At 69.8% G+C, this 3,470-nt stretch carries 2 protein-coding genes and 2 pseudogenes; all 4 read left to right on the top strand.

Going from position 1 to position 3,470, the window contains the following annotated elements; genetic code table 11:
- A pseudogene (locus JWR86_RS05175) lies at positions 1–678 on the top strand (acyl-CoA dehydrogenase family protein); the annotation flags it as partial.
- 93 nt (positions 679–771) lie between these two features.
- The gene (locus JWR86_RS05170) at positions 772–1,920 is read left to right on the top strand and encodes an acyl-CoA dehydrogenase family protein (protein WP_299561701.1); all 1,149 of its coding nucleotides are present in this window, start codon (positions 772–774) and stop codon (positions 1,918–1,920) included.
- A 66-nt stretch (positions 1,921–1,986) separates the two neighbouring features.
- Entirely contained in the window at positions 1,987–3,228 is a 1,242-nt protein-coding gene (locus tag JWR86_RS05165) for an acyl-CoA dehydrogenase family protein (RefSeq protein WP_299561698.1), read from the top strand.
- A gap of 28 nt (positions 3,229–3,256) precedes the next feature.
- Positions 3,257–3,470, top strand: a pseudogene (locus tag JWR86_RS05160) (phosphotransferase family protein); the annotation flags it as partial.

Below are 3,470 nucleotides of genomic sequence, written 5' to 3'. Positions count from 1 at the left end.
GCCGCCAAGTAGCAGGAGGGCATCTCGTTCCTCCTCATCGACATGAAGACCCCCGGCATCACGGTGATGACGATCCAGACGATCGACGGCGGCGTCGAGGTCAACGAGGTGTTCTTCGACGACGTGCGGGTTCCGGTCGCAAACCTGGTCGGCGAGGAGAACAAGGGCTGGAACTACGCCAAGTTCCTGCTCGGCAACGAGCGCACCAACATCGCCCGGGTCGGCGTCTCGAAGGAGCGGCTGCGGCGCATCCGCGAACTCGCCTCGATCGAGCGGCTCGGCGACGAGCCGATGATCCGCAACCCGCGCTTCCGCGAGAAGCTGGCCGCCGCCGAAATCGAGCTCAAGGCGCTCGAGATGACCCAGATGCGGGTCATCGCCTCCGAGCGCACGCGCGAAAAGGGCAAGCCCGATCCGGCCTCCTCCGTCCTCAAGATCAAGGGCTCGGAGATCCAGCAGATGACGACGGAGCTGCTGCTCGACGTGGTCGGGCCCTACGCCCTGCCCTACAGCCCGGAGGAGGCGGACGGCCCGCACCTGTCGAACGAGCCGCCGATCGGCCCCGACTGGGCCGCCTCGGTCGCGCCAACCTACTTCAACTGGCGCAAGGTCTCGATCTATGGGGGATCGAACGAGATCCAGAGAAACATCATCGCCAAGGCGATCCTGGGGCTCTGAGCCCCGACCACACCGCGCCCGGGCTGCTGCCGGGCGCGCCGCATGACGGCCGGCACGCCCCGGATCGGCGCGCCGCCACCACAAGGACAGCGTATGGATTTTGACCTCACCGACGAGCAGCGCCTCCTCAAGGACTCGGTCGAGCGGCTGATCGCCGACCGCTACGATTTCGAGAGCCGCAAGCGTTTCCAGGCGGAGCCGGACGGCTGGAGCCGCGCCAACTGGGCCCAGTTCGCCGAACTCGGGCTCTTGGCCGTTCCCTTCGCCGAGGAGCATGGCGGCATGGCCGGCGGGCCGGTCGAGACCATGATCGTCATGGAAGCCTTCGGCCGCGGGCTCGTGGTCGAGCCCTATCTCGCGACCGTGGTGCTGGGAGGCGGCCTGCTCCGGCACGCGGCGAGCGAGGAGCAGAGGGCGGAGCTGCTGCCCCGCCTCGTGGCCGGCGAACTCACTCTCGCCTTTGCGCATGTGGAGCGCGGCTCCCGCTACGACCTCGCCGATGTCGAGACCCGCGCCCGGCGCGACGGCGACGGCTGGGTCCTGTCGGGCGAGAAGGGCGTGGTGCTGCACGGCGACAGCGCCGACAAGCTCGTGGTGACGGCGCGCGTCTCCGGCGAGCGGCGCGACCGCTCCGGCATCGGCCTGTTCCTGGTCGACGGCGCGGCTGCGGGCGTGTCGCGCCGCGGCTACCCGACCCAGGACGGCGCGCGGGCAGCCGAGATCTCGCTCGAAAACGTCAGGGCCGAAGCGGTGCTGGGCGACCCCGAGGGCGGGCTCGGACCGGCGGAGCGCGTGGTCGACGAGGCCATCGCGGCGCTGTGCGCCGAAGCCGTCGGGCTGATGGGCGAGATGCAGGACCTCACGGTCGAGTACATCAAGACCCGCAAGCAGTTCGGGCAGCCGATCGGCTCCTTCCAGGCCCTGCAGCACCGGGCCGCCGACATGGTGGTCGCCTCCGAACAGGCTCGCTCCATGACCTATTTCGCCACCATGATGTCGGCCGCCGACGACCCGGCCGAGCGCGCCCGCTCCGTCTCGGCCGCCAAGGTCCAGATCTGCCGGTCGGGCCGCTCGGTCGGCCAGAGCGCGGTGCAGATGCATGGCGGGGTCGGCGTGACGATGGAATACCGGGTCGGCCATTACTTCAAGCGCATGACCGCGATCGAGACGCTGTTCGGCGACGCCGATTTCCACCTCGCCCGGCTGGCCGAAAGCGGCGGCCTGTTCGGCGCGGCCGCATGATGCGGGCGGACCGGCGTCCCTGGGGACCCGGCCCGTTCCTGCCCCTCACGACCAGGAGTGTCGCCGATGTTTGAAATCACCCCCCGGGCCGAGCGGCTCCGCGAGCGCCTCGCGGCCTTCATGGAGGAGCACGTCTACCCGGCGGAGCACGTCTACGAGGAGTTCGTGGCCAAGGCCGCTGACCGCTGGACAGTGCCGCCGGTGATGGAGGAGCTGAAGCGCAAGGCGAGGGCCGAGGGTCTCTGGAACCTGTTCGTGCCCAAGCATCACGATCCGGATGCGCTCTCCAACGTGGAATACGCCCATCTCTGCGAGATCATGGGCCGCTCGCCCATCGGCGCCGAGCCGTTCAACTGCTCGGCCCCCGATACGGGCAACATGGAAACCATCATCCGGTACGGCACCGAGGCCCAGAAGGAGCGCTGGCTGAAGCCGCTCATGGCCGGCGAGATCCGCTCCTGCTTCGCCATGACGGAGCCGGCCGTCGCCTCGTCGGACGCGACCAACGTGCAGACCGAGATCCGGCGCGAGGGCGACGATTACGTCATCAACGGCCGCAAATGGTGGATCACCGGGGCGCCCGATCCGCGCTGCCGCATCTCGATCCTGATGGGCAAGACCGACCCGGCCGCCGAAAAGCACCGCCAGCAATCCATGGTGCTGGTGCCGCTCGACACCCCGGGCATCACCATCGTTCGGCCCCTCACCGTGTTCGGCTACGACGACGCCCCGCACGGCCACGCCGAAATCCTGTTCGAGAACGTGCGCGTGCCGGTCTCGAACATCCTGCTGGGCGAGGGCCGCGGCTTCGAGATCGCCCAGGGCCGGCTCGGGCCGGGCCGCATCCACCACTGCATGCGGTCGATCGGAGTCGCCGAGCGGGCGCTGGAAACCCTGTGCAAGCGCGCCCTGACGCGCTTTCCGTTCGGCAAGTCCATCGCCGACCAGGGCGTGACCCGCCACTGGATCGCCGAGAGCCGGATGGAGATCGATCAGGCCCGCCTGCTCACCCTGCACGCCGCCCACATGATGGACACGGTCGGCAACAAGGGGGCCCGGGCCGAGATCGCGATGATCAAGGTCGTGGCCCCGAACGTCGCCTGCAAGGTGCTGGACCGGGCCATCCAGGTCTGCGGCGCGGGCGGCATGAGCCAGGACTTTCACCTCGCGGCCGCCTACGCGCATTCGCGCACGCTCCGCATGGCCGACGGGCCGGACGAGGTGCATCGCGAAACCGTCGCCAAGGTGGAGCTCCGCAAGCACCAGGGCGGCGCCAACATGGCTGGCGGCGCCGGGGTCCGGCCGTGAGCCGCCATCGGCCGGGGCAAGCGTCGCCGTGAGCGCCGCCGAGACCGGGCTCTCCGAAACCGTTCCGGTGCGGGAGGCGCACCGGTTCGACACGACGCGCCTCGCCGCCCTCGTGGGCGACCGGCTCGGCGAGCGCTTCGCCGAGCTGCGCCAGATGCGGGGCGGGCAGTCCAACCCGACCTTCCTGGTGGTCACTGACCGGGGCGAATACGTGCTCCGCAAGCAGCCCCCCGGAGAGCTCC

It is taken from the genome of Enterovirga sp. (assembly GCF_028290205.1).
GTDB lineage: Bacteria > Pseudomonadota > Alphaproteobacteria > Rhizobiales > Beijerinckiaceae > Enterovirga.
This window is presented reverse-complemented; position numbering and strand designations above follow the sequence as displayed.

Coding starts and splice junctions, on each gene's coding strand:
- JWR86_RS05170 (WP_299561701.1), top strand. CDS start 772: ATGGATTTTGACCTCACCGACGAGCAGCGCCTCCTCAAGGACTCGGTC.
- JWR86_RS05165 (WP_299561698.1), top strand. CDS start 1,987: ATGTTTGAAATCACCCCCCGGGCCGAGCGGCTCCGCGAGCGCCTCGCG.